The sequence below is a fragment of the Flavihumibacter stibioxidans genome (genome assembly GCF_014332695.1).
Classification (GTDB): Bacteria; Bacteroidota; Bacteroidia; order Chitinophagales; family Chitinophagaceae; genus Flavihumibacter; species Flavihumibacter stibioxidans.
In genome coordinates, this window is record NZ_MBUA01000028.1 from 55,953 (window position 1) to 80,348 (window position 24,396).

Sequence of the window (24,396 nt, forward strand, 5' to 3'; positions counted from 1 at the left end):
TCTTTACGCTAATTTACATGGGCATGAAAAGACGACCCAGTTTCAAAACCAGATTAAAAAGGTTCAGGAAATCAATGGGGCCCGGACTGATTACCGGGGCCAGCGATGATGACCCCTCGGGCATTGCCACTTACACGCAGGCAGGGGCAAAATTCGGAACAGGGTTACTCTGGACTGCAATAGTCACCTACCCATTGATGGTGGTCGTCCAGGAGATGTGCGCCAGGATTGGCCTGGTTACAAAACAGGGGTTAACGGGAATCATTAAACGAAATTATCCCAGGCCTGTGCTCTACCTCGTACTGCTGGTCAGCTTTCCTTCCATCATACTCAACATAGGCGCCGACATTGCCGCCATGGGGGCCGTTTCAAATCTTTTGGTTCCGGCAGTTCCCGGCTGGACCTGGTCCATCATATTCACCATGGCCCTGCTCTATGCCACCATTGTATGGAATTACCGGAAGATTTCCACTGTGCTGAAATGGCTCTGCATCAGCCTGTTCGCCTACCTGATGATTCCGATGATTACTAAAACAGATTGGGTATCCGCCATTAAAAACACTCTTATACCAGGCTTCCACACCAGCACTGATTATCTCATGGCGCTGGTCGGTATCCTTGGCACTACCATCTCGCCCTATCTTTTTTTCTGGCAGACCTCCATGGAAGTGGAGGAGATCACAGAGCGGCATGTAGTGGTAGACAAAAGAATCATCTCTGCCATGGAAACAGATGTTAAGGGCGGTATGCTTTTCACCAATATTGTATTCTATTTCATTATACTGGCAGCAGGAAATGTTTTGTACCGGGCAGGCATACACCAGATCGATACGGTGGAAGAAGCCGCCATGGCATTGAAGCCATTGGCCGGGGATAGCGCATATGTGCTGTTTGCCGCCGGCATTATCGGAACCGGTCTGCTGGCTATTCCAGTTCTTGCAGGCTCACTCAGCTATATCATGGCGGAAACCTTTGACTGGCAGGAAGGCCTCAACAAAAAATTTTCCGAAGCCAGGGGGTTTTATATAACAATGGGCATCGCACTTGTAATGGGGCTGCTGATCCAATTCCTTGACATCAGCCCCATACAGGCATTGTTATACACCGCCATTTTGTACGGATTGATAGCACCCCTGCTGATTGGTCTTATCCTTCATATCTGTAACAACCCCGTCATAATGGGGCGATATACCAATAAACGCCTGACCAATATACTTGGCATTATCACACTGTTAATTATGACCAGCACTTCGATACTGTTGTTATACCAATTATTATAAAAAAAGCCGGTCTGATGCAGACCGGCTCCCATTATTTCTACGAATGATTACTGGCTAACCTTGAATTCAACCCGACGGTTTTTAGCACGTCCGGCCACAGTGGCATTGTCAGCAACCGGCTGGTCCTGGCCAAGTCCCACAGTGGTAAGACGATCATCACCCACACCTTTTTTAACCAGGTAGGTCTTTACTGCAGCAGCGCGCTTTTCACTGAGCAGTTGGTTTTTATCGGCTTTTCCGGTATTGTCAGTGTGGCCGGCAATTTCAACTTTCAGTTGCGGATACTGCTCATTCAGGATGCGTGCTGCTTTATCAAGTTCTTTTTTCGCGGCAGCAGTGAGTGTGGAACTGCCGGTTACAAACTGAACCGCACTGGCATTGAATTTGGAAGCTTCCAGTTTAGGACAACCACCGTTATCAGCAGGTCCGCTAAGGTCCGGGCAACGGTCTTCCTCATCATTTACACCATCGTTATCGCGGTCAGGAATCGGGCAACCCTGGTAACGTGCCAGACCTGCCACATCCTTACACTTATCTTCTTCATCATTCACGCCATCCTTATCTGTATCCGGAATAGGACAACCATTGTATTTTGCAATCCCCGGAACAGATGGGCATTTATCCTGCTCATCATTAATACCATCCTTGTCGGTATCAGGAACCGGGCAACCATTGTACTTGGCAAGTCCGGCAACGGTCGGACACTTATCCTCGTTATCATTAATACCGTCATTATCCGTATCAGCAGGAGGTGGCGGAGGCGGAGGTGCAATAACAACAGGTGCTGCCTTTTTACTCAAACGCAAACCGGCTGTTGCCTGAACGCCCCTGTTGAACCATTCATAATCATCATACCGCCTTACATTGGTCAGTCCATGGATATAACGGGCACCCACCACCAGCCTTCCGGCTGGCCACCATTCAAAACCCGCTGTTGCCGCATAATCATCTCTCCGGAGATTCTGCACATTGTTGGTGGTCCTGGAATTAACTTCCTGGCGGGCCCTCACCAGCAGATCTGCCTGGGGACCAAGTAACAGGTTGAACTGGTTACTTACTTTATACTTGAACAAAAGCGGAATAGAAAGGTAATCCAGTCTCTGTTTCAGATCACTGCCCGAATTTTTTACATTGCTTCCCATTATGGAGTAGAGCAACTCGGGCTGAACAGAGAACTTTTTTGACAAAGGCATATTCATAAAAAATCCTGCCACAGGCTGAAACTTGAATTCAGATTTATGGCCTGCAGGAACTGCACCATCCAGCTTGAAGGTTGAAATATTCAGGCCGGCTTTGGCACCAATAAAATAATCGTTTTCACCTTCCTGCGCGCTGACTGCACCAGAAATGGTTGCTGCGAGAGCAGTTGCAAAAAGAATTTTTCTCATATAAGGGATTTTGTGTGAATGTTTAACAGTCCGTTAAAATTACTAACTATCTGGTTATCACGCAAAAATACAAGATAACCTCATTCACCGGGCAAAAACCTTGTTTCCAGCAAAATATCCGGTTTACTAACGGCAGGGACTGTACGAGAACTTATTCACATTTTTCGGGTCTGGAACAGTTTTGGTACACCACATGGTTATAGTCTTTAAAATTTCACTTATGAAAACAAAACAATTCCTGGTTTTGGCCGCAGGGTTCGCTTCCCTGATTTTTATGACGGCCTGCAATGAAAACAACGATGCCTCTCCCGAACAGGCGAAACTGGAAATCCGGCTGACGGATGCTCCTAATTCAAACATCAAAGAAGTTTGGGTTGATATTAAAGAAATACAGGTAAATATCGGGGACAGTACGAGCTGGACTCCACTCACCGGGGTTCATCCGGGCGTTTATAACCTGCTGTCGCTTACAGATGGCCGCGACACACTGCTGGCTGATGCCACCATCCCAGCCGGCAGGCTCAGCCAGCTAAGGCTGATCCTGGGAGAGGACAACTATATCATAACCCACGACGGGCAGAAAGAAATGCTGACTACTCCAAGTGCACAGCAATCCGGCCTGAAAGTTCAGATCCACAACGACCTTACAGGCGGTGTCCTGTACCGTCTCGTACTTGATTTCGATGCCGCAAAATCAGTGGTAGAAGCCGGAAACAGCGGCAAATACATCCTGAAACCGGTCATCAGGGTTTTATCCTTTGTGCCCTCAGGCGGAATAGCGAAAGGATTCGTTGCACCCGATTCGGTTATGTCAACCATTTATGCCATCAAAGGGCCTGATACCATATCTTCTACCGCAACCAATAATGGCAATTACCAGTTCCGCGATATTCCTGCGGGCAATTACGAATTCCATTATTATCCGGCACATGACAGTTTTCAGACGGCTACAAAAAATGTGTCTGTTGAACTGGGAAAAATCACTACTGTAGACACCGTTTTCCTCCAACACAAATAATTTCAGAACGCTTATAAAAAGAGATGGGGTCCTGCCACCGCAGGACCCCATCTCTTTTTATAAGCGTAATACCGATGATCAATACTTCACCTGGGCATTAAACCTGCCCTCCCCACTGCCTAATTCTGCAGCGGCCGCATTGCTGACACGTATGACCAGTCCGGCATTTTCCTTTATATCAGAAAGATTGCCCAGTACTTTCGCATATACGTATTTGTTAGTGACCGGATTGGTGACCATTACAATGGTTCCTACAGGTACATTATCCATCAGGGCATAATATTTCCCATCTTTCCAGCCACTGGTACTGCGGAAAATATTGGCAACACCGCTGGCGGATCTGCCCCCTGCCTGGTAAAAGGATTTGAAATAACCACCCCTGAAATCAATTGGGGAAGATGGCGTTTTATTCTCCGTTACAGGCAGCTCTTCTTTTTTAAATACAGGTGCAGGCTCAGGCTTGTTCGTGGGTTGTTTTTCAGAGGAAACCGGTGTGGTAATGGGTTTCTCTTCCTTTGGAGCCGGCACGGGTGCCCTGGGAGAAACAGCCGGCTCAACAGACACAACGGCCACATCTCCCGGATTCGCGGATGCCAGGGCGGATAAATCCTTTTTTACCTTTAGGTAACCAACTACCAGGTTTAGTCCCGGCTTCACCTGATTCCGATTTATATTATTCCATGCTTCCAGGTTTTCGATGGGTACCTTATTGTGATTGGTACTTACCCGGAACATCCACTCACCTTCTTTCACCGTGTAATAAACCGGCACCAGCACTTCATCTGCCCCCTTTCTTTTGTCCTGTGAAAAATTGCCTGCAGCCAGTGGCACTTTAACCGACTGACCGATCGCCAGGCCTTTACCCATATCAGTATTATTGAAAGGAGCAATTTCCCTGGGACTGATATTATAAAGACGGCCCAGGCTGTACCAGGTTTCTTTCGGCTGCACCTTATGCAACAGGTATAAATCGGGAGTTTTCCCCTGGACCTGAAGGTTTGGCTGAGCAAACAGGGGAGTTGAAAAAACGATTGCGAGTATCCACAGAAACGGCTTTTGTAGCATAAGGAAATGAATTTTACACCTTGCAAATATGCGGGATTATCGGCAAAATTGAAGCCAAATTGCCGTTAACCGGAATTCCCTTTTCAGACCTGCTTCAATATCCGCCATTCTTTGGGGTAATAATTGTTGGAACGGTTCTGCAATACCTTGATCCAACCTAGTGTATGTCCCATATATTGCACCATATGCCAGCCCATTTGCCCTGTGCCTGTTTTAATTTCTTCCTTACGCAGGTAGTTCAGGGCTTCGGCCCTTTCCAGTTGCAATACGGGGATACCCGTCGCCGTTAACTGGCTGAGCGCAAAAGCATGGTCTGGAACAAGGTCCTTACCCGCCCATTTCCCGATGGTTACGCCCGCGTTGCGGATATAAAGTGACTGCAACAGAGCCAGTTCTTCTGCCATCAGTGGAGGAAGCGCCAGGATGTTTTCATGCAGGCTTATCAGCGAGAAATCTGTCTCTTTCATCCAGTGTTTTAATCCATCCCTGACCTGCCGGGAAACCTGTTCCCATTTACCACGGCCTCCTTTTCTGGGTGGCCCGGAACCTGCTGATTTTTTTTTGAACGCTGTGAGGTAAAACCCCTCGCCCATCAGCTTGTCAGGATAAAACCTGTATCCTGCAGCCTGGTGTTTTTCACTGAAAGACTGAACGATATTCCAGTTGCTATCGGTCAGCAATGGCAGGGATGAAACTTCGAATGTTTCCAATACCCAGTCAGCAAGTTCCTCGTCTTCTTCCACGGAATAGGAGCAGGTCGAATAAATCAGCACACCATCTTCTTTGAGCGCAGGCCAGATATCAGCCAGGATGCGCTGTTGCCGCTGGCTGCATAGTGCCACCAGATCATGGCTCCACCCTGCAACCGAATCAGGATCCCTGCGAAACATGCCACTTCCGCTGCAGGGTGCATCTACCACAATAACATCAAAATATCCCTGCAAACCGGAAAAATCACGGGGATCATTATTCGTAACCACCACATTTGATCCGCCCCACTTGATCATGTTTTCTTCGAGTATAGCTGCCCGTGATTTAATCACTTCATTTGAAACCAGGATGCTTTCCGGATGAAGGAGTGATTGAATATGTGTTGATTTCCCCCCGGGAGCAGCAGAAAGATCCAGCACGCGCAAGGGCCTGGAAAGATCAGCAGTCTGCTGTAATGCCTGTTCCAGGAACATGCTGCTGGCTTCCTGCACGTAGAAAGCACCGGCATGCAGCAAGGGCTCAAAAGTATATAATGGACGCGAGGCAAGATAGTAACCATACGCGGTCCAGGGTATCCGCCTGTCCAGTTCAAAGGACAAAGCAGCCGGATCAGAGAATTTAGCGGGATTGATCCTGACTGATGAAACCTGTTCGCCGGTATCATGAACCCTGCAAAAAGCTTCTTCGTCAAAGCCGGGAGCATTGCTGAATGCCCGGAGAATATTTGGAGGTAAGGACAAAATCAGAATTTGATACCGCTAAATTAACGAATCATAGATTCTTAATTTCACCGGCAAGATCCTGCAGGACTTTCTTGGCATCACCGAACAACATGGATGTTTTGGGGCGGAAGAAAAGGTCGTTTTCAATTCCCGCATATCCAGGTTTCATACTGCGCTTGTTGACGATACAGGTTTTGGCCAGTTCCACCTCCAGTATGGGCATCCCATAAATAGGTGAGTCGGGATCATTTTTGGCAGCCGGATTTACCACATCATTGGCGCCCAATACCAGTACCACGTCGGTGGTAGAAAACTCCTCATTGGCCTGTTCCATTTCCAGCAGCTGTCCATAGTCTACATCTGCTTCTGCCAGTAACACATTCATGTGGCCGGGCATCCGTCCAGCCACAGGGTGAATGGCATATTTCACTTCCACGCCTTTAGAGGTGAGTAGTTTCTCCAGTTCATGGCAGGCATGCTGGGCCTGGGCCACGGCAAGACCATATCCCGGAACGATCATTACCTTGTGGGCATAAGTCAGTACCACGGCGGCATCCGAAAGTGTAACCTCTTTGAAGCTGCCCTGGGCTTTTATCCCGGCAGTATGATGGGCTGAACCGCCGAAAGATCCGATCAATACATTTTTCAATGAACGGTTCATGGCCCTGCACATCAGGATGGTAAGCAATGTACCGGCAGCACCTACCAGGATACCTCCGGTAAGCATTGCCTTGTTGTTATACAGGAAACCACCGCAGGCCGCTGCCACACCGGTAAAGGAATTGAGCAGGGAAATCACTACCGGCATATCTGCACCACCAATTGGCAGCACAAAAAACACCCCATACAATAAAGACAGCAACAGGATAACATAAAATACCAGCATATTGGCATTATGGTACACGCTGATCAGCCAGGAGGCCAGTAACACAATGACCAGCAACAATAACATATTGATGATATGTTGCCCTTTAAATGCAAAGTCGTGGATTTTACCATTCAGCTTTCCCCATGCGATGATGCTACCTGCAAAGGATACAGCTCCAATTACCAGCCCTGCTATAATAATGAGCATTTCACCGGTCCATGCGCTGTAATCGCTGCTGGAAGGGAAAATATCTCCCAGGCTGATGCCCTTACTGGCATGTATACCCGCTGCGAGGTGATTGAATTCAATGATGGAAATCAGTGCAGCACATGCGCCGCCCATTCCGTTGAAAAGGCTCACCATTTCGGGCATGGCCGTCATTTTCACTTTTTTCGCCGCCAGGGTTCCCACCACAGCCCCTATGACCAGGCCGCCGAAGATCCAGCCGTAATTGTGTAAAGCCTGCCCATGGTCATCACGGAACAGGAAAATGGTGCCGGCAATGGCGATGGTCATTCCCGCTGCTGCAATCAGGTTTCCATTCCTGGCTGTTGCCGGGTTTGACAACATTTTCAACCCCAGGATAAATGTGATGGATGCTATGATGTATATGATTGAAAGAAACATGGAAGGGGAAATGGTGAATGGTGAATGGATTATTTTTTATGCCGGAACATTTCAAGCATACGGTCTGTTACCACGAAACCACCAACTACATTGATGGTTCCCAGGATCACTGCCAGAAAGCCCAGGGCAAGGGCCAGGTAATTATCTGCTTCTGCCTTTCCCATAACAATGATGGCGCCAATGATCACCACGCCATGGATGGCATTGGCCCCACTCATCAGGGGAGTATGCAACACACTGGGCACCCGGCCAATTACTTCTATCCCCAGAAAAACCATCAGGATTACTATGTAGATATAATCCTGGTAGAGTGCAATTTTTTCAATGATGGTTGTCATAACAAAGCTTTTATCCTTTCATTTACCAATTCGTTTCCGTGACAGATACAGGAGCCCTTAACCAGGTCATCCTCCCAGTTAAGGTGTAAAGCCGATTCCTTATTGGTGATCAGCTGTAAAAAGTTGACTATATTCTTACCATACAACTTACTGGCATCAGAAGGCATGTCGGCCGCAAGATTGGAATTCCCTATGATGGTCACACCTTCAGTTACCACCGTTTCATTATTTCTTGTCAGTTCGGTATTTCCACCAGTTGCCGCAGCCAGGTCTATAATTACGGAACCCATACGCATAGAACTTATCATTCCGCTGCTGACCAGTTGGGGGGCGGGCTTGCCGGGTATCTGGGCTGTGGTGATCACGATATCAGCCTTCGCAATGCTTTCTGCAATTTTCTGCTCCTGCCGCTTTTTGAAATCCTCCGATTGCTCCACGGCATACCCTCCGGCTTTGCTGGCATCAGCAGCACCTTCCACCTCCACAAATTTTGCCCCGAGACTCATCACCTCCTCTTTCACTGCCGGACGGGTATCAAATACTTCCACCACCGCCCCCAGCCTGCGGGCTGTTGCAACGGCCTGCAGGCCCGCCACACCGGCACCAAGAATAAGCAGCCTGGCAGGTGCAATACTACCGGCCGCCGTCATGAACATGGGGAAATAACGGGAATAGGTAAACGCTGCCAGCAATACAGATTTATATCCGGCAATATTGGCTTGTGAACTGAGCACATCCATGCTCTGTGCCCTGGTAGTACGGGGCAGCATATCCAGGCTGAAACAGGTTAGTCCCGCTTCTGCCCACTGCTTCATCCGCAAAAACTGGTACAGAGGCTGGTAAACGCCCACCAGAACGGTGCCCGATGGAAGTCCCGATGTTATATCTTCGGCAGGATGAATTCCCAGCACAATGGCGGCAGTCATGATCTCAGTCCTTGACACGATCCTTGCACCTGCCTGCCGGTAGTGTTCATCACTGGCAAAGGCCCGGAGGCCGGCACCGCTCTCTACCAACAATTCATGGCCTTTTTTTACTAGTGAGGTTACGGCTTCGGGCAGCAATGATACCCTGGACTCAAAAGAAGGTTCTTTCAAAACGCCAATGGTCATACAGTACGTTTGATGTCGTACAATTTAAGCGTTATTACGGATAGTAGAAAACGTGAGTGAAGGAATTCTCAGAACCTGATCTCGAAATGCTGTGGCACCTTGATTTCCGGCCGGAAAAAAATAAATCCCAGAAAAAAAATATCGATCGAACAGCTCACTGAAGGGTGCTCCCTGATGGTTTTCCAGGCTGCTTCCATTTCTTCACTCCAATGGATATCATCAAAAACCAGGACGGAATAATCCCGTACAAACGGCAGCAGTTCATTGAAATAACGAAGGGTGGATTCGTAGCGGTGGTTGCCATCAATATAAGCCATGTCAACCTTTCCCAGCTTTGCCAGCAAACCAGGGAGGATTTCATCAAAGCTGCCATTCAGCACTTCCGTATTTTTTAGCTGCAGGGATTGCAGGTTGATGGCTGCTTTTTCCGCGATGGCAGGAGATCCCTCAATAGTATATACTGTTGCCTTTGCATTGGCGGCAGCCATATAAGCCGCTGTAATGCCCAGGGATGTACCCAGTTCAATAATGGAAGCCGGTTGAAAATAATTGACAACCCTGAACAACAGCTTCGCCAGTTTGGCCGGCTTGGCCGCATGACGAACTATGGATGACACGGTTCTGTTGCTTCCACTGTCCTTCCCGGAGCCGGCCCCGAGATCAGTGACCGGCAACAAACTGTTGTCTTTCAACAATGCCTTCCGCAATCTTTCAACCTGGTCATACGCGTAGTAATGACCCCTGTCATTCAGCACCTCGCGAATGAAAGAATATACAAAGGGCGAATGGATACCATGGCCTTTCCCGTTACCTGCCCGAACATAATAAGCAAGGTAACGCAGCGCAAGTGTTATCACACTGAAAGGTCGATGTTCCATATTCTATTTGGCGATCCTGTCCCACACTTCAAAACTGTAGGCAAATGCATGTTTCTCATCCATGGGAAAATCGAGCCGTGAGTGCAGGGACCATTCAGCAGCCGGCAGTTCGGGAAAAAAGGTATCCCCTTCTATCTGGGTGTGTACCCTGGTCAGGTAAACCCGGTGGGTAACGGGTAATGCATGACGGTATATTTCCCCACCCCCAATCACATAAACCTCCCTGGCATCTGTATCTGCAGCCGCAGTCAGCGCAGCTTCCAGGCTGTTCACCGAAATGGTTCCGGGAGCAGACCATTCTGTATTGGTGGTCACCACAATATTGGTTCGGCCTGTCAGTGGCTTACCCAGACTCTCGTAGGTTTTCCGCCCCATAATGACCGGCATCCCCCAGGTGGTGTTCTTGAAAAACTTCATGTCATTGGGAAGGTGCCACAACAACTGGTTATCTTTTCCGATCACCTGGTTTTCACTGACGGCAACAACTATATTGATATTCAAAAGTCAAATATTAAAAAGTCAATACTTAAATCCCTATACTGCAACAGGCGCCTTGATGGCAGGATGACACTGGTATTGCTGCAATTCGAAGTCCTCAAAACGGAACCCGAAAATGTCCTTCACCTCCGGGTTGATCTTCATTAACGGTAATGGATAGGGGCTGCGCGACAATTGCAGCTTCACCTGCTCAAGGTGGTTGCTGTAAATGTGTACATCGCCGAATGTATGCACAAAATCACCTGCCTCCAATCCGCAAACCTGTGCCATCATCATGGTCAGTAGCGCGTATGATGCTATATTAAACGGCACCCCCAGGAAAACATCCGCGGAACGCTGGTACAACTGGCAACTGAGTTTGCCATCCGCCACATAAAACTGGAACAGGGTGTGGCAGGGCATCAGCGCCATCTGCGGAAGATCGGCAACATTCCAGGCACTCACGATCATCCGCCGGCTGTCGGGATTGTTTTTCAACTGGCCGATGACATCCGATATCTGGTCGATCACCTTGCCATCCTTGCCTTCCCAGCTGCGCCATTGTTTACCATAAACAGGCCCAAGCTCACCATTTTCATCTGCCCATTCATCCCAGATGCTCACACCATTTTCCTTCAGGTAGGCGGTATTGGTTTCCCCTCTCAGGAACCAGAGCAATTCATGGATGATGCTCTTCAGGTGCACTTTCTTGGTCGTTACAAGTGGGAAGCCATCCTGCAGGTTAAACCGCATCTGGTAGCCAAAACAACTGATGGTGCCGGTGCCGGTACGATCTGATTTTTCGGTGCCGGTATCGAGAATATGTTGCAATAATTGATGATACTGTTGCATGCCCGCAAGTTAAGCAAACCACCCATGCCATTTCCGGTTATATCCCACGCCGGCCCGGCACCCGCCCAAACTGTTACTAATTTGTGGAAACCTCCTGCACTCGCCTCAGTCCTTCCCTCTTCGCTCCTTGGTTCTCCCTAACTTTGCCTCATGGCAGAAGACTTACACATCACCCTCGGCACCCGGGAAGAACAATACCAATCCCTCATCCCACAGATAAAAGGCCTGCTGGAAGGCGAAACCGACCTGGTGGCTAACCTGGCCAATATAGCAGCCGCATTGAAAGAACAGTTTGGCTGGTTCTGGGTAGGGTTTTACCTGGTCAAAAATGATGAACTCGTGCTTGGGCCCTTCCAGGGTCCGGTAGCCTGCACCCGCATCCGGAAAGGACGCGGGGTATGCGGCAGCAGCTGGCAGCAGGCCAGCACCCTCATTGTTCCTGATGTGGAAAAATTCCCGGGACATATCGCCTGCAGCAGCCTTTCCAAATCAGAAATAGTGGTGCCCCTGTTCCATAACGGCGAGGTCACCGGCGTGCTGGATGTGGACAGCGACGAACTTAACCAGTTTGATGAAACTGACCGGAAATACCTCGAACAAATCGTTGCCCTGATCAGTGAAAAATGAGCTTTGAAAACTAATGTCAGGCACCCACCGCTGTTAAAGGATGGAGGGCCCGGGAAGATTGGTCCAACTGTTCCAATCCCTCAGACATTTGCTGGTGTATGGCAGACAATACTGAAAACTGGCGGTGTAATTTCTCTTCCAGTACCCGAACGACTTCCTCCCTGGCAGACAATTGCGCCCGCAGCTCATCAGCCTGTTTACCTGCATTATTCAATTGCGTAAGGATCTCAGATTCCCTGGCCTCCACCTCGTGGTAATTGCGAATCCGCTGCCCAAGCTGGTTTTGCAGGAACTCAATCTGCATTTGTTTTTCCTGCAACATGTCCTGCAGGTAGCGTACATCCGTTTCCGTTTGTTTGAATTCGTTTTCCATAGCCTGTTTTTTTAATTGATTGGAATAAGCTTCACTTAGCAGCAGCTCCGTCGGGTCCGGCTGCTTTTTCTTCCGGTAGTGCAACCATACAATCAGCAAAAGGGTAATAATAATGACAGGCAGACTGATAATGGCCACAACCTGCACATACTTCCCTACCTCGTAGGTGGTTACCAGCAATAAATGAAACATAGAAAGCCGTTTAAAGTAGCATTCAATTCATACAGGTCAAATTGGAGTGATGGGGCCTGTGCACAGGCAAACAATACAGCTATTGCTGTATGAAACATGCGACAAGAATGGTACCAAACAATAAAAAAGTGGATAACTCTATACGGCCCTGCGCTTCAGTTCTTTTTTGATCAAACCGAGCTCCCTGCCTGTCTGGCCGGCAACCGAACTGTTTTCCTGGGCCCTCCGCATGAGGTAAGGGATAACATCCTCTATCGGACCGAAGGGCAGGTATTTGCTGACCGGAAAACCTGCTTTTGCCAGGTTGAATGTGATGTTATCACTCATGCCATATAGTTGTGAAAAATGCAGGTGATCATGATCGTGACCCAGTCCTTTTTTATCCATCAACCGGGTAGCCAGCATGTTGCTGTTTTCATTGTGGGAGGCCACAATGGTGGCAATCCTTTCAATATGATCAATGCAAAACTCAATGGCAAGATCATAATCGCGGTCTGTTGCCTCTTTGTTTGGTTGAATGGGCGAAGGGTAATTCATGTCTGCAGCGCGTTTGCGTTCTTTTTCCATATACGCGCCCCTGACCAGTTTGGCCCCTAACACAAAACCCTGCTTTTCGGCATAATAATAACTGTCTTTCAGGAACTGTAACCTGTCGTGGCGGTACAGTTGCATGGTATTATACACAACAACCGATTCCTTGTTGTATTTCTCCATCATCTGTGTTACCAGGGCATCCACCGGATCCTGTATCCAGCTTTCTTCCGCATCAATCAGCACCCCCACTTTTTTTTCAGCCGCGATGCTGCAGATCTGGTCCATCCGCTCAACGATCTTGTTCCACTCCTGCAATTCGGAAGCACTGAGCACCTCGGTATGTACCCTGCCTTCAAAACCACTGCGCGAGGTTGCTGCCTTATCCAGTTTTTCCAGCAAACCTGACCTGGACATACCTGTTACCTTAATACTCATAAAAGGAATATTAGGCTGGGTGGCGGCATAGTTGATAACCTTTATAAACTGGTCACGGGTTTGGTCAAGTACATCTTCACCATAATCCCCGCCTTCCACCCCATAATCCAGGATAACCTGCACATGGAAATTGCCCAGTGTTTTGGCCACACCGGCTGTTTCCTCCAGGGTTTCACCGCCTACAAACTGATCAAATATGGTATTCCGGATCAATCCCTTGATTGGCAGGCCGGATTTGATGGCCCAGGGAGTGATGCTGGTGCCCAGTTTTACCAGTGACTGAAAACCCATACTGGTAAAAAGGAAATGGGCTTTTTTAAGTTGCTTATCTGTTTTGTAAGCAAAAGCGTTTTCCGTATTATCGAAGGAAATAGCGGGTTTTGGATCCATATATAGCAAGTTGTGGCCGCAAAAATAAGGAGAATAAGCTGTTTAGATAGCCTGGTGATTAAACGGTTGCAGCACCATTTCGCTGACCACTCCGCTCAGGGGTTGCTGGCAAAGAAACCAGATGGCTTTTGCAGCTTCCTCTGCCTGCACCATTTTATCACGCTGCACCCGCAGGTCAATGGTATCCCAGAATGGTGTATCCACCCCACCCAGAAAAAGATTGGTGAAACGGATATCCGTTCTCTTGATTTCTTCCCGCACACTCTGGATCATTCCTACCAGTCCATATTTGGAAGCGCTGTATGCAGCAGCACCGGCCATGGGTACTTTGCCCAATACCCCCGGAATATTTATAATTAAACCGGATTTCCTGGCCTTGAAATCAGGAAGAAAATTTTTCAACAGCAAAAAAGGAGCCACCAGGTTAAGGTTTAAGGTATGGATAAAGTCCTTTTCCTCCAACTGGTCCATGGGTTTTATGATACCAATTCCTGCTGCATTTATCAGAATATCAATCTGCGGGAACACCTCAAAAAATCGACCATGCAAGGCCGTTACCTCCGTTGCATCAGTAATATCTGCCGCAAACCTGTTTGATGCAGGCAAATTACATGCAGTGCCCAGTGCCTCCAGTTTTGCTGCATTACGGCCTGTAATGAACAAATGCGCGCCCGCCCCTGCCAGCAATTTTGCCACCTGCTGACCAATGCCTCCGGTAGCTCCCGTTACCAGCACATATTTCCCCCTGATGGTTTCCATAATTTCTTTTCGTACATCAACAAGGAAGGGGCGTTTTTGTTGAGGATAAAATCCTGCCAATTGGCCTATTTTCGTTCTTATTTTCCGGCCATGATTATCACACACACCGACATCTATCGCTTCAGCATACCCATGCACCCTTTCACCATTGCCACTGGCACCATGGATTTCGCGCAGAATACTTTTATCCGAATACACACCAATGAAGGTCTATACGGAGTGGGAGAATGTTCAGCCTTTCCCATGATTGTTGGCGAAACGCAATCCACCTGCTTTGCGATGGCACAGGATTTTGCCCGGCTCTGGAAAGGAAAAGATCCGCTCGATATCGAAGGCCGCATGAATGAACTGCATCTTTTCACTGCAGGCAACAGTACCATCAAAAGTGCTTTTGACATGGCACTTTATGATATTGCTTCCCGAAATGCCGGACTGCCATTATACCGTTTCCTGGGTGGCAGCTCAAAGAAAGAATTGGAAACCGACCTGACAATGGGCATCAGTAATGCGGCGCATATGGCGGAGCAGGCAGTTGATTTCGTAAAGCGCGGAGTAAGGATGATTAAGATAAAACTGGGTAAGGATCCGGATGAAGATATCCTGAGGGTAAAAGGAATTCGGGAAGCAGTTGGGCCGGATATCATACTGAGAATTGATGCCAACCAGGGCTGGAATCCTGCAGGAGCAGAAAAAGCACTGATCGCCATGGGTGCATTCAATGTCCAGTTTTGTGAACAGCCAATGAGAACCTATAATGACCACTTAGTTCCGGCACTAAAGAAAATTTCACCGATACCCATTATGGCCGATGAATCCGTTTACGATCACTATGATGCAGAAAGGGCGATCCGTACGGAGGCCTGCAGTTATGTAAACATCAAACTGGCCAAAAGCGGGGGCCTCCGGGAAGCCATCCTCATCAATAAGGTATGCGAATCCAATGGCATCGCCTGCATGATCGGTGGTATGCTGGAAAGCAGGCTGGCCCTCACTGCCGCCGCTCATTTCGCTACAGCCTTCGACAATGTGAAGTTTTATGATATGGACACCTGCCTGGTAGGGCACAAACTGGATCCGGTTACAGGTGGCGCTACCTACAATGGATTCATGGTGGAACTCCCGGAGGGCAATGGCATTGGTGCCGACGTTCAGGAGCACTTCCTGGCGGGATTAGAAAAAATCTCTATCTGAAAATTTCCCGAACTGGCGTAGCTTGCAGCACTTAAACGATTTGAAATGGAACAGCGAAAGCCTTCTGAGAGCATTGTAATCATGACCGAACTGGTATTACCCAACGACACCAATCTTTTCGGAAACCTGATGGGCGGCCGTCTCATGTACTGGATGGATATTGCCGCTGCACTGTCAGCAAGCAAGCATTGCAATGCACCGGTGGTGACTGCTTCAGTTGATAATATTTCTTTTGAATCCCCCATCAAACTGGGCAATGTGGTGCATATAGAAGCGATGATTACCCGCGCATTCAAAACCTCCATGGAAATTCATCTGAAAGTATGGGGAGAAGACCTCACGCATCAATACCGTTACCAGAGCAATGAAGCCTACTATACATTCGTAGCACTTGATCCCAACAGGAAACCAAGACCTGTTCCTGCCCTGGTGCCGGAAACACCGGAAGAAAAAGAATTGTTTGAGGGTGCATTAAGAAGAAGGCAGCTACGCCTCATTCTTGGCGGCAAGATGAAACCACATGACGCAACGGAATTGAAAGCACTGTTCAACGTATAATACTGATCAGGATTTCGACCTCTCGGGTTTGCCGGCAAATGTTTCTGCCAGGTGAGGCACTTTCATCATGTATTTGCGGCTCTGCTCTATGGAATCCATGATCTGGTCCAGGATCTCTTCGGCAGGAGCATCGTAATCAATAACCAGCGGCTGCCCGAACTTTACCGTAAGCAGTGAGCCACGTTTTTTGAAACTTAATCCTTTCTTGGAAAAAGCCCGCCAGAAACCGTTGATCACCACCGGGACCACGATGGGCCTGTTCTTTTTGATGATCAGCGCAGTACCCTTTCTGCCCGGAGCATAGGGACGGGTAGTGCCCTGCGGAAAAGTGATGACCCAGCTGTTGGCCAGTGCCCTTTCAATTTTACGGGTATCGGAAGGATCAAGCCCGCGCCTTACTTCTGTTGCCCCGGTTCGCCAGGTTCGCTTAACCGTAAGAGCTCCGGCAAGGATAAAAAACTTGCTGATCCAGCTGCCTTTCATGGTTTCTTCGGCAGCAACATAATACACATTGGTATATGGATTGAGCAAATAGTAAGGGATTCCGAGTTCATTTCTTTTGCCCCATTTCACTGCACAGAAAATATGCAGGAAGGTGATCACATCAGCAAAATACGTCTGGTGATTGCTGACGAACAGAACATTCCTGCGGGGAAGGTTTTCAATATGTTCCGTTCCGGATATCCTGATCTTATTCACAATGGCTAACCCCGGGTAGGAAACAATTCCCACCACAGCATAAACCAGTTTGCGCACAAGCCGGATTTGCTTTAAACGATCTATAAATTCACTCATGCGGTGCTGTTGGATAGACAAACAATCAACACGCAATATACTTGTTTTGGTTATACCGGGCATCGTTTGTTGACGCGCCATTGTATATTTGCGGATGCCTAAAAAAGCCGTCATTTTTGATATGGATGGCCTGCTGATCGACTCTGAGCCATACTGGCAGGAAGCAGGCATCGAGACCCTCGCCCAATTCGGAATCCGTCTGACTACGGAACAATACCATACCAGCACCGGGCTTCGGACCATTGAGTGGATCGAACACTGGTTCAACCATTTTGGCGTAGACCATGCGAATGCCCCCGCAGCCATCAGCACTATTGAAGAAGCTGCACTGGAGAAAATCAGGCAAAAGGGCCAGCCCATGCCCGGTGTGGAACACATCATCAATTTTTTCCTGCAGCAGGATTATAAAATCGGACTGGCTTCCTCCTCTCCCATGAAACTGATCAATGTAGTGGTGGAAAAGCTGGGTATCGGACCATATCTGCATGGTATCAGTTCTGCAGGGCAGCTGCCTTATGGCAAACCGCATCCGCAGGTTTTCATCGAATGCGCAGCACAACTGAAGGCCGCCCCCTTCCATTGCCTGTGCTTTGAAGATTCCTTTAACGGCCTGATCGCAGCCAAAGCTGCCAAGATGAAATGCGTGGTAGTACCGGCGCCGGAACAATATGCTGAAGCCAAATGGGGTGCCGCCGACCTGAAACTCAGCTCACTGGTGAATTTTAATGAGCTGTTACTCCAGGCGATCTGGAAATGAGAAAGGTGCTGATCCTCACGAATCAGCACCCTTCTATTATCTCTTCTTCTCCCTTCTGAAATCCGTCACCTCATTTCATCTTGAATCCTTCCAGGAACTTCGTTGTAAAGTTTCCGCTCCGGAAGTCCTCGTTCTGCATGAGTTGCAGATGGAAAGGGATAGTGGTTTTCACGCCTTCAATTACATATTCACTGAGTGCCCGGTACATAGTGTTGATGGCTTCATCACGTGTACGCGCAACCGTAATCAGTTTTCCGATCATGGAATCATAATATGGCGGGATGGTGTATCCGGCATACACATGACTGTCAACCCTTACACCATGTCCGCCCGGTGTATGCAGGATGGTGATCTTGCCGGGACTTGGCCGGAAATCATTATAGGGATCTTCGGCATTGATACGACATTCGATGGCATGCATCTGGGGCTCGTAATCGCGGCCGCTGATGGGTTCTCCCATGGCAATCTTGATCTGTTCTTTGATCAGGTCAAAATTGATCACTTCCTCGGTTACACAATGTTCTACCTGGATACGGGTATTCATTTCCATGAAGTAGAAATTGCGGTGCTTGTCGACCAGGAACTCTATGGTACCAACGCCTTCATAATTAATGGCTCCGGCCGCTTTCTTGGCAGCCTCACCCATGGCAAAACGAAGCTCAGGTGTCATGAAAGGTGAAGGTGATTCTTCCACCAGTTTCTGGTGACGACGCTGGATAGAGCAATCACGCTCGCTGAGGTGACAAACTTTTCCATACCTGTCACCGGCAATCTGGATCTCGATGTGACGGGGTTCTTCCACGAATTTCTCCATGTAGATGCCGTCATTTTTGAAAGATGCCAGTGCTTCCGCTTTGGCTGTATTATAGGCCCGCTCCATTTCCTCATTGGACCATACGACCCGCATACCTTTACCACCACCACCGGCAGTGGCTTTGATGATCACGGGATAGCCCATATCGTTGGCCACAGTATATGCCTGGTCGAGGCTTTCCAGCAAACCTTCGCTGCCGGGAATAACCGGAACGCCGGCTTTGATCATTGTTTCCTTCGCCGTGATCTTATCACCCATGGAGCGGATCTGGTCCGGGGTGGGACCAATAAACTTGATTCCATGTTCACCACAGATTTCAGCGAAACGGGCATTCTCTGCCAGGAAGCCATAACCCGGGTGTATGGCATCTGCATTGGTAATCTCCGCAGCAGCCATCAGGTGGGGGATGTTCAGGTAAGAATCGGCACCCGCGGGGCGACCGATACAAACCGCTTCATCGGCAAATTTTACGTGCAAACTATCTTTATCGGCAGTGGAATAAACCGCTACGGTTTTGATACCCATCTCGCGACAGGTTCTTATCACACGCAGGGCTATCTCACCACGATTGGCGATCAATACTTTTTTAAACATCTTCCTTTACAATTTTTGCATTAAGCGGGTTCCACCAGGAATAAAGGCTGGTCGTATTCAACAGGAGAAGCATCTTCTGCCAGGATCTTCACGATTTTACCTTTTACTTCGCTCTCAATTTCGTTGAAAAGCTTCATGGCTTCGATGATGCAAACCACTTTTCCGGGGACGATCTCATCGCCCACTTCTGCGAACAGGGGTTTATCGGGAGACGGACGACGGTAGAAAGTACCGATCATGGGGCTCTTAATGGTGATCAGATTAGAAGCAGCAGGTTCAGCCGTCTTTGGTTTTTCCCCCTCAGCGGCAGGTGCTGCAGGAGCAGTGGCAGGCGCTGCAACCGGCGCAGGCGCGGATGGTGCATACACCGGGGCTGCCATTACTTGCTGAATGTTGTCTTGCTTTTGCTTAATCGTAACCTTAAAACCTTTCTCTTCGATCGTAAGTTCACCGATGTTCGATTTGTTGATCAGTCGGATCAACTCCTGAATTTGTTTGAAATCCATTGTACTGAATTTACAGTTGGTGATCAATTTTGGCGGCTAAGATAAGGAAAATGCCCCTCCGAAGAGGGGCACAGTATTCATTAGCTGAAAAAAATTACTCTTTTACGCGTTCTACGTAATCGCCGGTTTTGGTGTTCACACGGATGAGTTCACCTTCGTTTACAAACAGGGGCACCATAACTGTGGCTCCGGTTTCTACTGTGGCGGGTTTCAGGGTGCGGGTTGCTGTATCGCCCTTCATGCCGGGTTCGCTGTAGGTAACCTTCAGCACAATTTTGTCGGGAAGCTCAATACTCATGGGTGAATCACTTTCAGTATTGATCAATACGGAAACCTGCTGGCCATCTTTCAGGAACTGGGGTGCATCGATCAGGTTCTCCTGGGCAACGATCTGCTCGAAGGTTTCATTGTCCATGAAATTATAACCACTGTCATCCTTGTACAGGAACTGGAAATCTTTTCTTTCCACGCGGATCGGGTAAATGGTATCACCACTGTTCCAGGTTTGTTCGATTGAACGGTTATTGTCCACCCCTTTCAACTTAGCCCAAACCTTTGCGGCTGCACGGGCGGTCTTGTTTTCACCAAATTCCACGATTTTATACAGGCTGCCATCGATTTTGATGATAAGGCCACGGCTGATATCCGATGTATTTGCCATAACGAATTACAATTTTCTTAATCCAAATTATTAATGAGGGGGCAAAATTACTGTAATTCGGTAAAAGGCGGCAATTTTTTAAAGCCACCCGGCTCAGTTTGCTTTCTCGAGGGAAATTTCAATGACACCGTCCTTTGCCTTTTCGCCATAACGAAGAATAGCTGATTCTGCTTTTAAAATATTGACGCTGCTGATCTGCTCCTTCTTATAAGCCAACGCTTCTTCCCTGGTCACTATCTTCCCGTCCACCACCCAGATGGTATTTGGCGTGATGCCGTTGCCTGGTTGGTTTTTCAGGGCAGTTGCATTGGAGGTGCGGATCTCCACTACCCCGTTCCTGGCTTTGTCTCCATATTTACTGATGGCTGCATCACTCTGGAATACATTCATGGTTTGTATTTGCCCGGGGGCAATCAGGTTAACTTCTGCAATAGTTGATTCTTTGCCGTCAATTATATAAATGGCATCCGCAGGCAGTGGTGCCGGCGCTGCTGGTGGCGCAGGTGGTACCGGTGGTGCCGGAGCTGCGGGGTGAGCAGGGTGAGCGGGTGGTGCGGGGTGAGCGGGTGGTGCGGGTGGTGGAGGCGGCGGTGGCAGCTTACCATATAGTTTTTCATATTCTCCTGCATTCTTATCCCACTCACTAATTGGTACAGATTTTATGAGCTTGCCCGTTTTGTCTTTAACTGTTACCATCGTCTCGCCGTTTTTCCCACTGATAATTAAATAATAATCTTTCTCAGTAGGACCAAAAGTGTAGGAGAAATTTTTCTTTCCGGGAACAGTATCGGTTTCCGGTTTAACATTTAATCCGGGCACCGCAAAATCTGCAAGTTTATTTAACTGGTTATCTCCCGGTTCGTAACTGCTTTCAGGAGTCACGGCTGGAACTGGATCCTGCTGCTTCCGGAAGGCAAGTAATAATACCGCCGCCAATGGCAGGGCAAAGGCAAATTTTACCAGGTGTACCCTGGCTGATCTGATCTTGTTCATCATGGTAATTCTTGTTTTTAATGCGGAAAAATTGAGGTGACTGGCAAGTGTGAATTGCTGCTGCCCCACCACTTTTAATAATAGGTACTGGTACTGACGCCGGTCAAGTCCATGTTCCAGTACCTGGCGATCGGCTATGAACTCGAGATTCTGCCTGATGGCTTTCCGGATAAACCATGCAAACGGATTGAACCAGTTGATCACAACCAATAATTCTGATAATATGATATCGATGGTATGGTGCTGCCGCACATGAACCATTTCATGCCTGATAATTTCTTTCAGATCCGCCTCTGCATGCTGGGCCGGATTAATATAAACTGCTGACCCAAACGAAAAAGGAATAATAGGATCCTTTACTTCATACAATTTTACCGATCCATCCGCCAGCAGGTTCGCCTTTTTATGCATACGCAACAAAGAAATATACTGAAGCAGCACCCTTAACAGCATCAGCAGTATCCCGGCAAAAAATACCAGGGTACCCCAATCCCACCAATCAATACCGTTAGTATGAACCTCCTTCCCCGAAGGCTTCCAGTTCCCCAATGCAGGTAATAGTTCCAGCAATGCCGGGGAAACCTGGCTTTCGTCCATCCACCAGCTGATGTTCAGCAATGGCAGGAAAAAACCGAGCACCGGGTATGCCATCAGGTACCAACGGTTCCATTGGTAAAAAGTAAGCCGCCTCAGCAGCAATACATATAAAAGATATACAGCCGACAGGCATATGGAGAATTTAAACAGGTAAAGTAAGAAGGGAGCCATAAAACGGGTTGATTGATAGTGAATGGTTATTTGAGCTTATTTTCCCTTTTTATATCCTTTCCTTCAATAAGATCAAGTATTTCCTTCAGTTCATCCCTGCTCAACTGCTTCTGTTCCACAAAAAAATTGACCATTGCCTTGTACGAATTATTGAAATAGTCCTGTATAAAATGATTCATAAACTTCTTCTTATACTCCTCTTCGCTTATAGTTGGCCGGTAGACATAGGTATTTCCCACCAGCCGGCTGTTCAGGTAACCTTTTTTCTCGAGGTTCTTTACGGTAGAGGCAAGGGTGGTATACGGGGGTAAAGGTGCCTCCATCCTTTCCAGGAATGTTTTTACATTTCCTTCCCCTGCCTGCCAGATCACCTGCATGGCCTGCTCTTCTGAAATCGTCAACTTTTCCATACCTACGAACTTTTCGTAAACCTACGAACATATCGTAGAATAATCCAAATTAATTTGTAAAAAACTTTGTTAAGAAGGAATAGCCAAAATCCTGTCCTAATTTTATAGCATGAAAACAACAAGCAGAATAGTATTCAGGCTGGTGCCAATGATTGTATTCCTGGCGATGCTTGCCCCGATGGTTTCAAAGGGCCAGGAAACAGCGGCCGACAAACAATCACCAACCTCTGTTCCTCCCTACCTGAAATTTAAAACCCTTCCCCCGTTTGAGCTCAGGGGGATCAACGGGCAATTGATTATTCGGGACCAGCTTCCGAAAAGCAATGGAACGATCATAATGTTTTTCAGTCCCGATTGCCACCACTGCGTGGCACAGGTGGATGTTATGCAAAAGGAAATTGGCAAATTGCAGCCATTCAACCTGGTGATGGCAACCTACCAGCCGATGGAAAACCTGGTTGGTTTTTATAATCGCTATAATTTATCGGCCTGGAAAAACCTTTACATAGGAAGGGATGAAAAATACTTTATGCCCCCCTATTTCAGGATTATAAACCTGCCCTATTTCGCACTCTACAACAAAAAAGGAGAATTCGTAAAAGTGTTTGAAGGGAATGTGGCAATAGACCAGTTGGTTTCAGCTTTCAAATAGGTTGTGTACAAACAACTCATATCTTTGCCCCGCAAATAATTATTTCACCGCATAAATCTCCCTTACATGAAAGTTACAGTAGTTGGTGCCGGTGCCGTTGGTGCAACCTGTGCAGACAACATTGCCCGCAAAGAACTTTGCGAAGAACTGGTTTTATTGGATATCAAGGAAGGCCTGGCAGAAGGAAAAGCCCAGGACATGATGCAATCCGCAACCCTGCTCGGTTTTGACACCCGCATCACCGGCTCTACCAATGATTACAGCAAAACCGCCGGCAGCGATGTAGTAGTGGTTACTTCCGGAATTCCGCGTAAACCCGGAATGACCCGTGAGGAACTTATCGGTACCAATGCAGGTATTGTAAAGAATGTATGTGAGAATATCCTGAAATATTCACCCAATGCAATTTTCATCATTATCAGCAACCCGATGGATACCATGACTTACCTGGCCCTGAGCGCCACCGGTATTCCAAAGAACAGGATCATCGGTATGGGTGGCACACTAGACAGCGCACGCTTCAAGTACCAGCTGAGCCAGCGCCTGGGTTGTTCACCGGCTGACCTCAATGCAGTTGTCGTAGGCGGACATGGCGATACAACCATGATTCCCCTGATCCGTTATGCTACCTGGAACTCCGTTCCTGTAACCAATTTCCTGGATGAGGCCACACAACAGCAGGTTGTTGCTGACACAATGGTTGGTGGTGCGACCCTTACCAAACTGATTGGCACTTCCGCATGGTATGCTCCTGGTGCTGCCGGTGCTGCACTGGTGGAAAGCATTGTACGCGATGAGAAAAAACTCTTTACCTGTTGCGTACAGCTGAATGGCGAATATGGACAGTCTGATATCTGCATGGGTGTTCCTGTAGTAATTGGCAGGAACGGTTGGGAAAAGATTGTTGAATTCGGTCTGAACGACTCAGAGCAGGCTATGTTCAACAAAAGTGCAGAGGCTGTAAGGACAATGAACGATGTGCTCAAAACACTGTAATACAGCATCTTACAACAAAAAAAACCGGCAAATGCCGGTTTTTTTGTGCCCCGGG

Annotated in this window: 26 protein-coding genes; 8 read left to right on the plus strand and 18 right to left on the minus strand. The window is 48.0% G+C overall.

Translation table 11 applies throughout. From position 1 onward, the window contains the following. Positions 1–23: 23 nt before the first annotated feature. Complete coding sequence (locus BC349_RS15860) at positions 24–1,280, plus strand: NRAMP family divalent metal transporter (protein WP_187257767.1); 1,257 nt, start codon at positions 24–26, stop codon at positions 1,278–1,280. Between the two features lie 47 nt (positions 1,281–1,327). Here the strand turns inward: BC349_RS15860 and BC349_RS15865 are convergent, their stop codons facing one another. Beyond that, positions 1,328–2,668, minus strand: a complete 1,341-nt coding sequence (locus BC349_RS15865; RefSeq protein WP_187257768.1) for an OmpA family protein — start codon at positions 2,666–2,668, stop codon at positions 1,328–1,330. Between the two features lie 220 nt (positions 2,669–2,888). Here BC349_RS15865 and BC349_RS15870 point away from each other — a divergent pair, with 220 nt between their 5' ends. After that, positions 2,889–3,686 carry a DUF4382 domain-containing protein gene (locus tag BC349_RS15870; RefSeq protein ID WP_187257769.1) on the plus strand — a complete coding sequence of 266 codons (798 nt, stop codon included), beginning with the start codon at positions 2,889–2,891 and terminating at the stop codon, positions 3,684–3,686. Between the two features lie 78 nt (positions 3,687–3,764). Here BC349_RS15870 and BC349_RS15875 read toward each other — a convergent pair whose 3' ends face one another. The 8 genes from BC349_RS15875 to BC349_RS15910 form a co-directional block, all read right to left on the minus strand. Continuing rightward, positions 3,765–4,751: a LysM peptidoglycan-binding domain-containing protein gene (locus BC349_RS15875; protein ID WP_187257770.1), complete on the minus strand. Its 987-nt coding sequence runs from the start codon at positions 4,749–4,751 to the stop codon at positions 3,765–3,767. An 83-nt stretch (positions 4,752–4,834) separates the two neighbouring features. Then, positions 4,835–6,202, minus strand: a complete 1,368-nt coding sequence (locus BC349_RS15880) for a methyltransferase RsmF C-terminal domain-like protein (protein WP_187257771.1) — start codon at positions 6,200–6,202, stop codon at positions 4,835–4,837. 31 nt (positions 6,203–6,233) lie between these two features. Further along, positions 6,234–7,679, minus strand: a complete 1,446-nt coding sequence (locus BC349_RS15885) for an NAD(P)(+) transhydrogenase (Re/Si-specific) subunit beta (protein ID WP_187257772.1) — start codon at positions 7,677–7,679, stop codon at positions 6,234–6,236. A 29-nt stretch (positions 7,680–7,708) separates the two neighbouring features. Beyond that, positions 7,709–8,017, minus strand: a complete 309-nt coding sequence (locus BC349_RS15890; RefSeq protein ID WP_187257773.1) for an NAD(P) transhydrogenase subunit alpha part 2 — start codon at positions 8,015–8,017, stop codon at positions 7,709–7,711. Further along, positions 8,014–9,129 carry a Re/Si-specific NAD(P)(+) transhydrogenase subunit alpha gene (locus tag BC349_RS15895; RefSeq protein WP_187257774.1) on the minus strand — a complete coding sequence of 372 codons (1,116 nt, stop codon included), beginning with the start codon at positions 9,127–9,129 and terminating at the stop codon, positions 8,014–8,016. Before BC349_RS15895 ends, BC349_RS15890 begins: the two co-directional genes overlap by 4 nt. A 68-nt stretch (positions 9,130–9,197) precedes the next feature. Then, the gene (locus tag BC349_RS15900) at positions 9,198–10,007 is read right to left on the minus strand and encodes an O-methyltransferase (RefSeq protein ID WP_187257775.1); all 810 of its coding nucleotides are present in this window, start codon (positions 10,005–10,007) and stop codon (positions 9,198–9,200) included. Positions 10,008–10,010: 3 nt separating this feature from the next. Continuing rightward, positions 10,011–10,508, minus strand: coding sequence for a dihydrofolate reductase (locus tag BC349_RS15905; protein WP_187257776.1), 498 nt, complete (start codon positions 10,506–10,508; stop codon positions 10,011–10,013). 33 nt (positions 10,509–10,541) lie between these two features. Further along, positions 10,542–11,336, minus strand: a complete 795-nt coding sequence (locus BC349_RS15910) for a thymidylate synthase (RefSeq protein WP_187257777.1) — start codon at positions 11,334–11,336, stop codon at positions 10,542–10,544. A gap of 150 nt (positions 11,337–11,486) precedes the next feature. On the opposite strand from BC349_RS15910, the gene BC349_RS15915 reads away from it, so the two are divergent. Continuing rightward, complete coding sequence (locus tag BC349_RS15915; RefSeq protein WP_187257778.1) at positions 11,487–11,963, plus strand: GAF domain-containing protein; 477 nt, start codon at positions 11,487–11,489, stop codon at positions 11,961–11,963. Between the two features lie 16 nt (positions 11,964–11,979). On the opposite strand, the gene BC349_RS15920 is transcribed toward BC349_RS15915, so the two are convergent. The 3 genes from BC349_RS15920 to BC349_RS15930 all read right to left on the minus strand — a co-directional run bounded on the left by BC349_RS15920 (position 11,980) and on the right by BC349_RS15930 (position 14,706). Continuing rightward, positions 11,980–12,528, minus strand: a complete 549-nt coding sequence (locus tag BC349_RS15920; RefSeq protein WP_187257779.1) for a hypothetical protein — start codon at positions 12,526–12,528, stop codon at positions 11,980–11,982. A gap of 138 nt (positions 12,529–12,666) precedes the next feature. Continuing rightward, positions 12,667–13,887, minus strand: a complete 1,221-nt coding sequence (locus BC349_RS15925; protein ID WP_187257780.1) for a proline dehydrogenase family protein — start codon at positions 13,885–13,887, stop codon at positions 12,667–12,669. Positions 13,888–13,929: 42 nt separating this feature from the next. Next, on the minus strand, positions 13,930–14,706 hold the full coding sequence (locus BC349_RS15930; protein ID WP_187257781.1) for an SDR family oxidoreductase: 777 nt from the start codon (positions 14,704–14,706) through the stop codon (positions 13,930–13,932). A gap of 30 nt (positions 14,707–14,736) precedes the next feature. Here BC349_RS15930 and BC349_RS15935 point away from each other — a divergent pair, with 30 nt between their 5' ends. After that, a complete protein-coding gene (locus BC349_RS15935) occupies positions 14,737–15,837 on the plus strand; it encodes a mandelate racemase/muconate lactonizing enzyme family protein (RefSeq protein ID WP_187257782.1) in 1,101 nt (366 codons plus the stop codon). Positions 15,838–15,882: 45 nt separating this feature from the next. After that, positions 15,883–16,395 (plus strand): acyl-CoA thioesterase, encoded by a 513-nt coding sequence (locus tag BC349_RS15940; protein ID WP_187257783.1) that lies wholly within the window; start codon positions 15,883–15,885, stop codon positions 16,393–16,395. Positions 16,396–16,401: 6 nt separating this feature from the next. Here BC349_RS15940 and BC349_RS15945 read toward each other — a convergent pair whose 3' ends face one another. Further along, positions 16,402–17,190: a lysophospholipid acyltransferase family protein gene (locus tag BC349_RS15945; RefSeq protein ID WP_187257784.1), complete on the minus strand. Its 789-nt coding sequence runs from the start codon at positions 17,188–17,190 to the stop codon at positions 16,402–16,404. 94 nt (positions 17,191–17,284) lie between these two features. Here BC349_RS15945 and hxpB point away from each other — a divergent pair, with 94 nt between their 5' ends. Beyond that, complete coding sequence (hxpB, locus tag BC349_RS15950) at positions 17,285–17,947, plus strand: hexitol phosphatase HxpB (RefSeq protein ID WP_187257785.1); 663 nt, start codon at positions 17,285–17,287, stop codon at positions 17,945–17,947. Between the two features lie 70 nt (positions 17,948–18,017). Here hxpB and accC read toward each other — a convergent pair whose 3' ends face one another. The 5 genes from accC to BC349_RS15975 form a co-directional block, all read right to left on the minus strand. After that, positions 18,018–19,355 (minus strand): acetyl-CoA carboxylase biotin carboxylase subunit, encoded by a 1,338-nt coding sequence (accC, locus tag BC349_RS15955; RefSeq protein WP_187257786.1) that lies wholly within the window; start codon positions 19,353–19,355, stop codon positions 18,018–18,020. A gap of 20 nt (positions 19,356–19,375) precedes the next feature. Next, the gene (gene accB, locus BC349_RS15960) at positions 19,376–19,861 is read right to left on the minus strand and encodes an acetyl-CoA carboxylase biotin carboxyl carrier protein (protein WP_187257787.1); all 486 of its coding nucleotides are present in this window, start codon (positions 19,859–19,861) and stop codon (positions 19,376–19,378) included. A 94-nt stretch (positions 19,862–19,955) separates the two neighbouring features. Further along, positions 19,956–20,522, minus strand: a complete 567-nt coding sequence (gene efp, locus BC349_RS15965; RefSeq protein ID WP_187257788.1) for an elongation factor P — start codon at positions 20,520–20,522, stop codon at positions 19,956–19,958. A gap of 93 nt (positions 20,523–20,615) precedes the next feature. Next, a complete protein-coding gene (locus BC349_RS20130) occupies positions 20,616–22,283 on the minus strand; it encodes a M56 family metallopeptidase (RefSeq protein ID WP_187257789.1) in 1,668 nt (555 codons plus the stop codon). Positions 22,284–22,309: 26 nt separating this feature from the next. Then, on the minus strand, positions 22,310–22,693 hold the full coding sequence (locus BC349_RS15975) for a BlaI/MecI/CopY family transcriptional regulator (RefSeq protein WP_187257790.1): 384 nt from the start codon (positions 22,691–22,693) through the stop codon (positions 22,310–22,312). A 109-nt stretch (positions 22,694–22,802) separates the two neighbouring features. On the opposite strand from BC349_RS15975, the gene BC349_RS15980 reads away from it, so the two are divergent. Both BC349_RS15980 and mdh read left to right on the plus strand, forming a co-directional pair. Then, complete coding sequence (locus BC349_RS15980) at positions 22,803–23,345, plus strand: TlpA family protein disulfide reductase (protein WP_187257791.1); 543 nt, start codon at positions 22,803–22,805, stop codon at positions 23,343–23,345. Between the two features lie 66 nt (positions 23,346–23,411). Continuing rightward, entirely contained in the window at positions 23,412–24,341 is a 930-nt protein-coding gene (gene mdh, locus BC349_RS15985) for a malate dehydrogenase (RefSeq protein WP_187257792.1), read from the plus strand. Positions 24,342–24,396 lie beyond the last annotated feature (55 nt).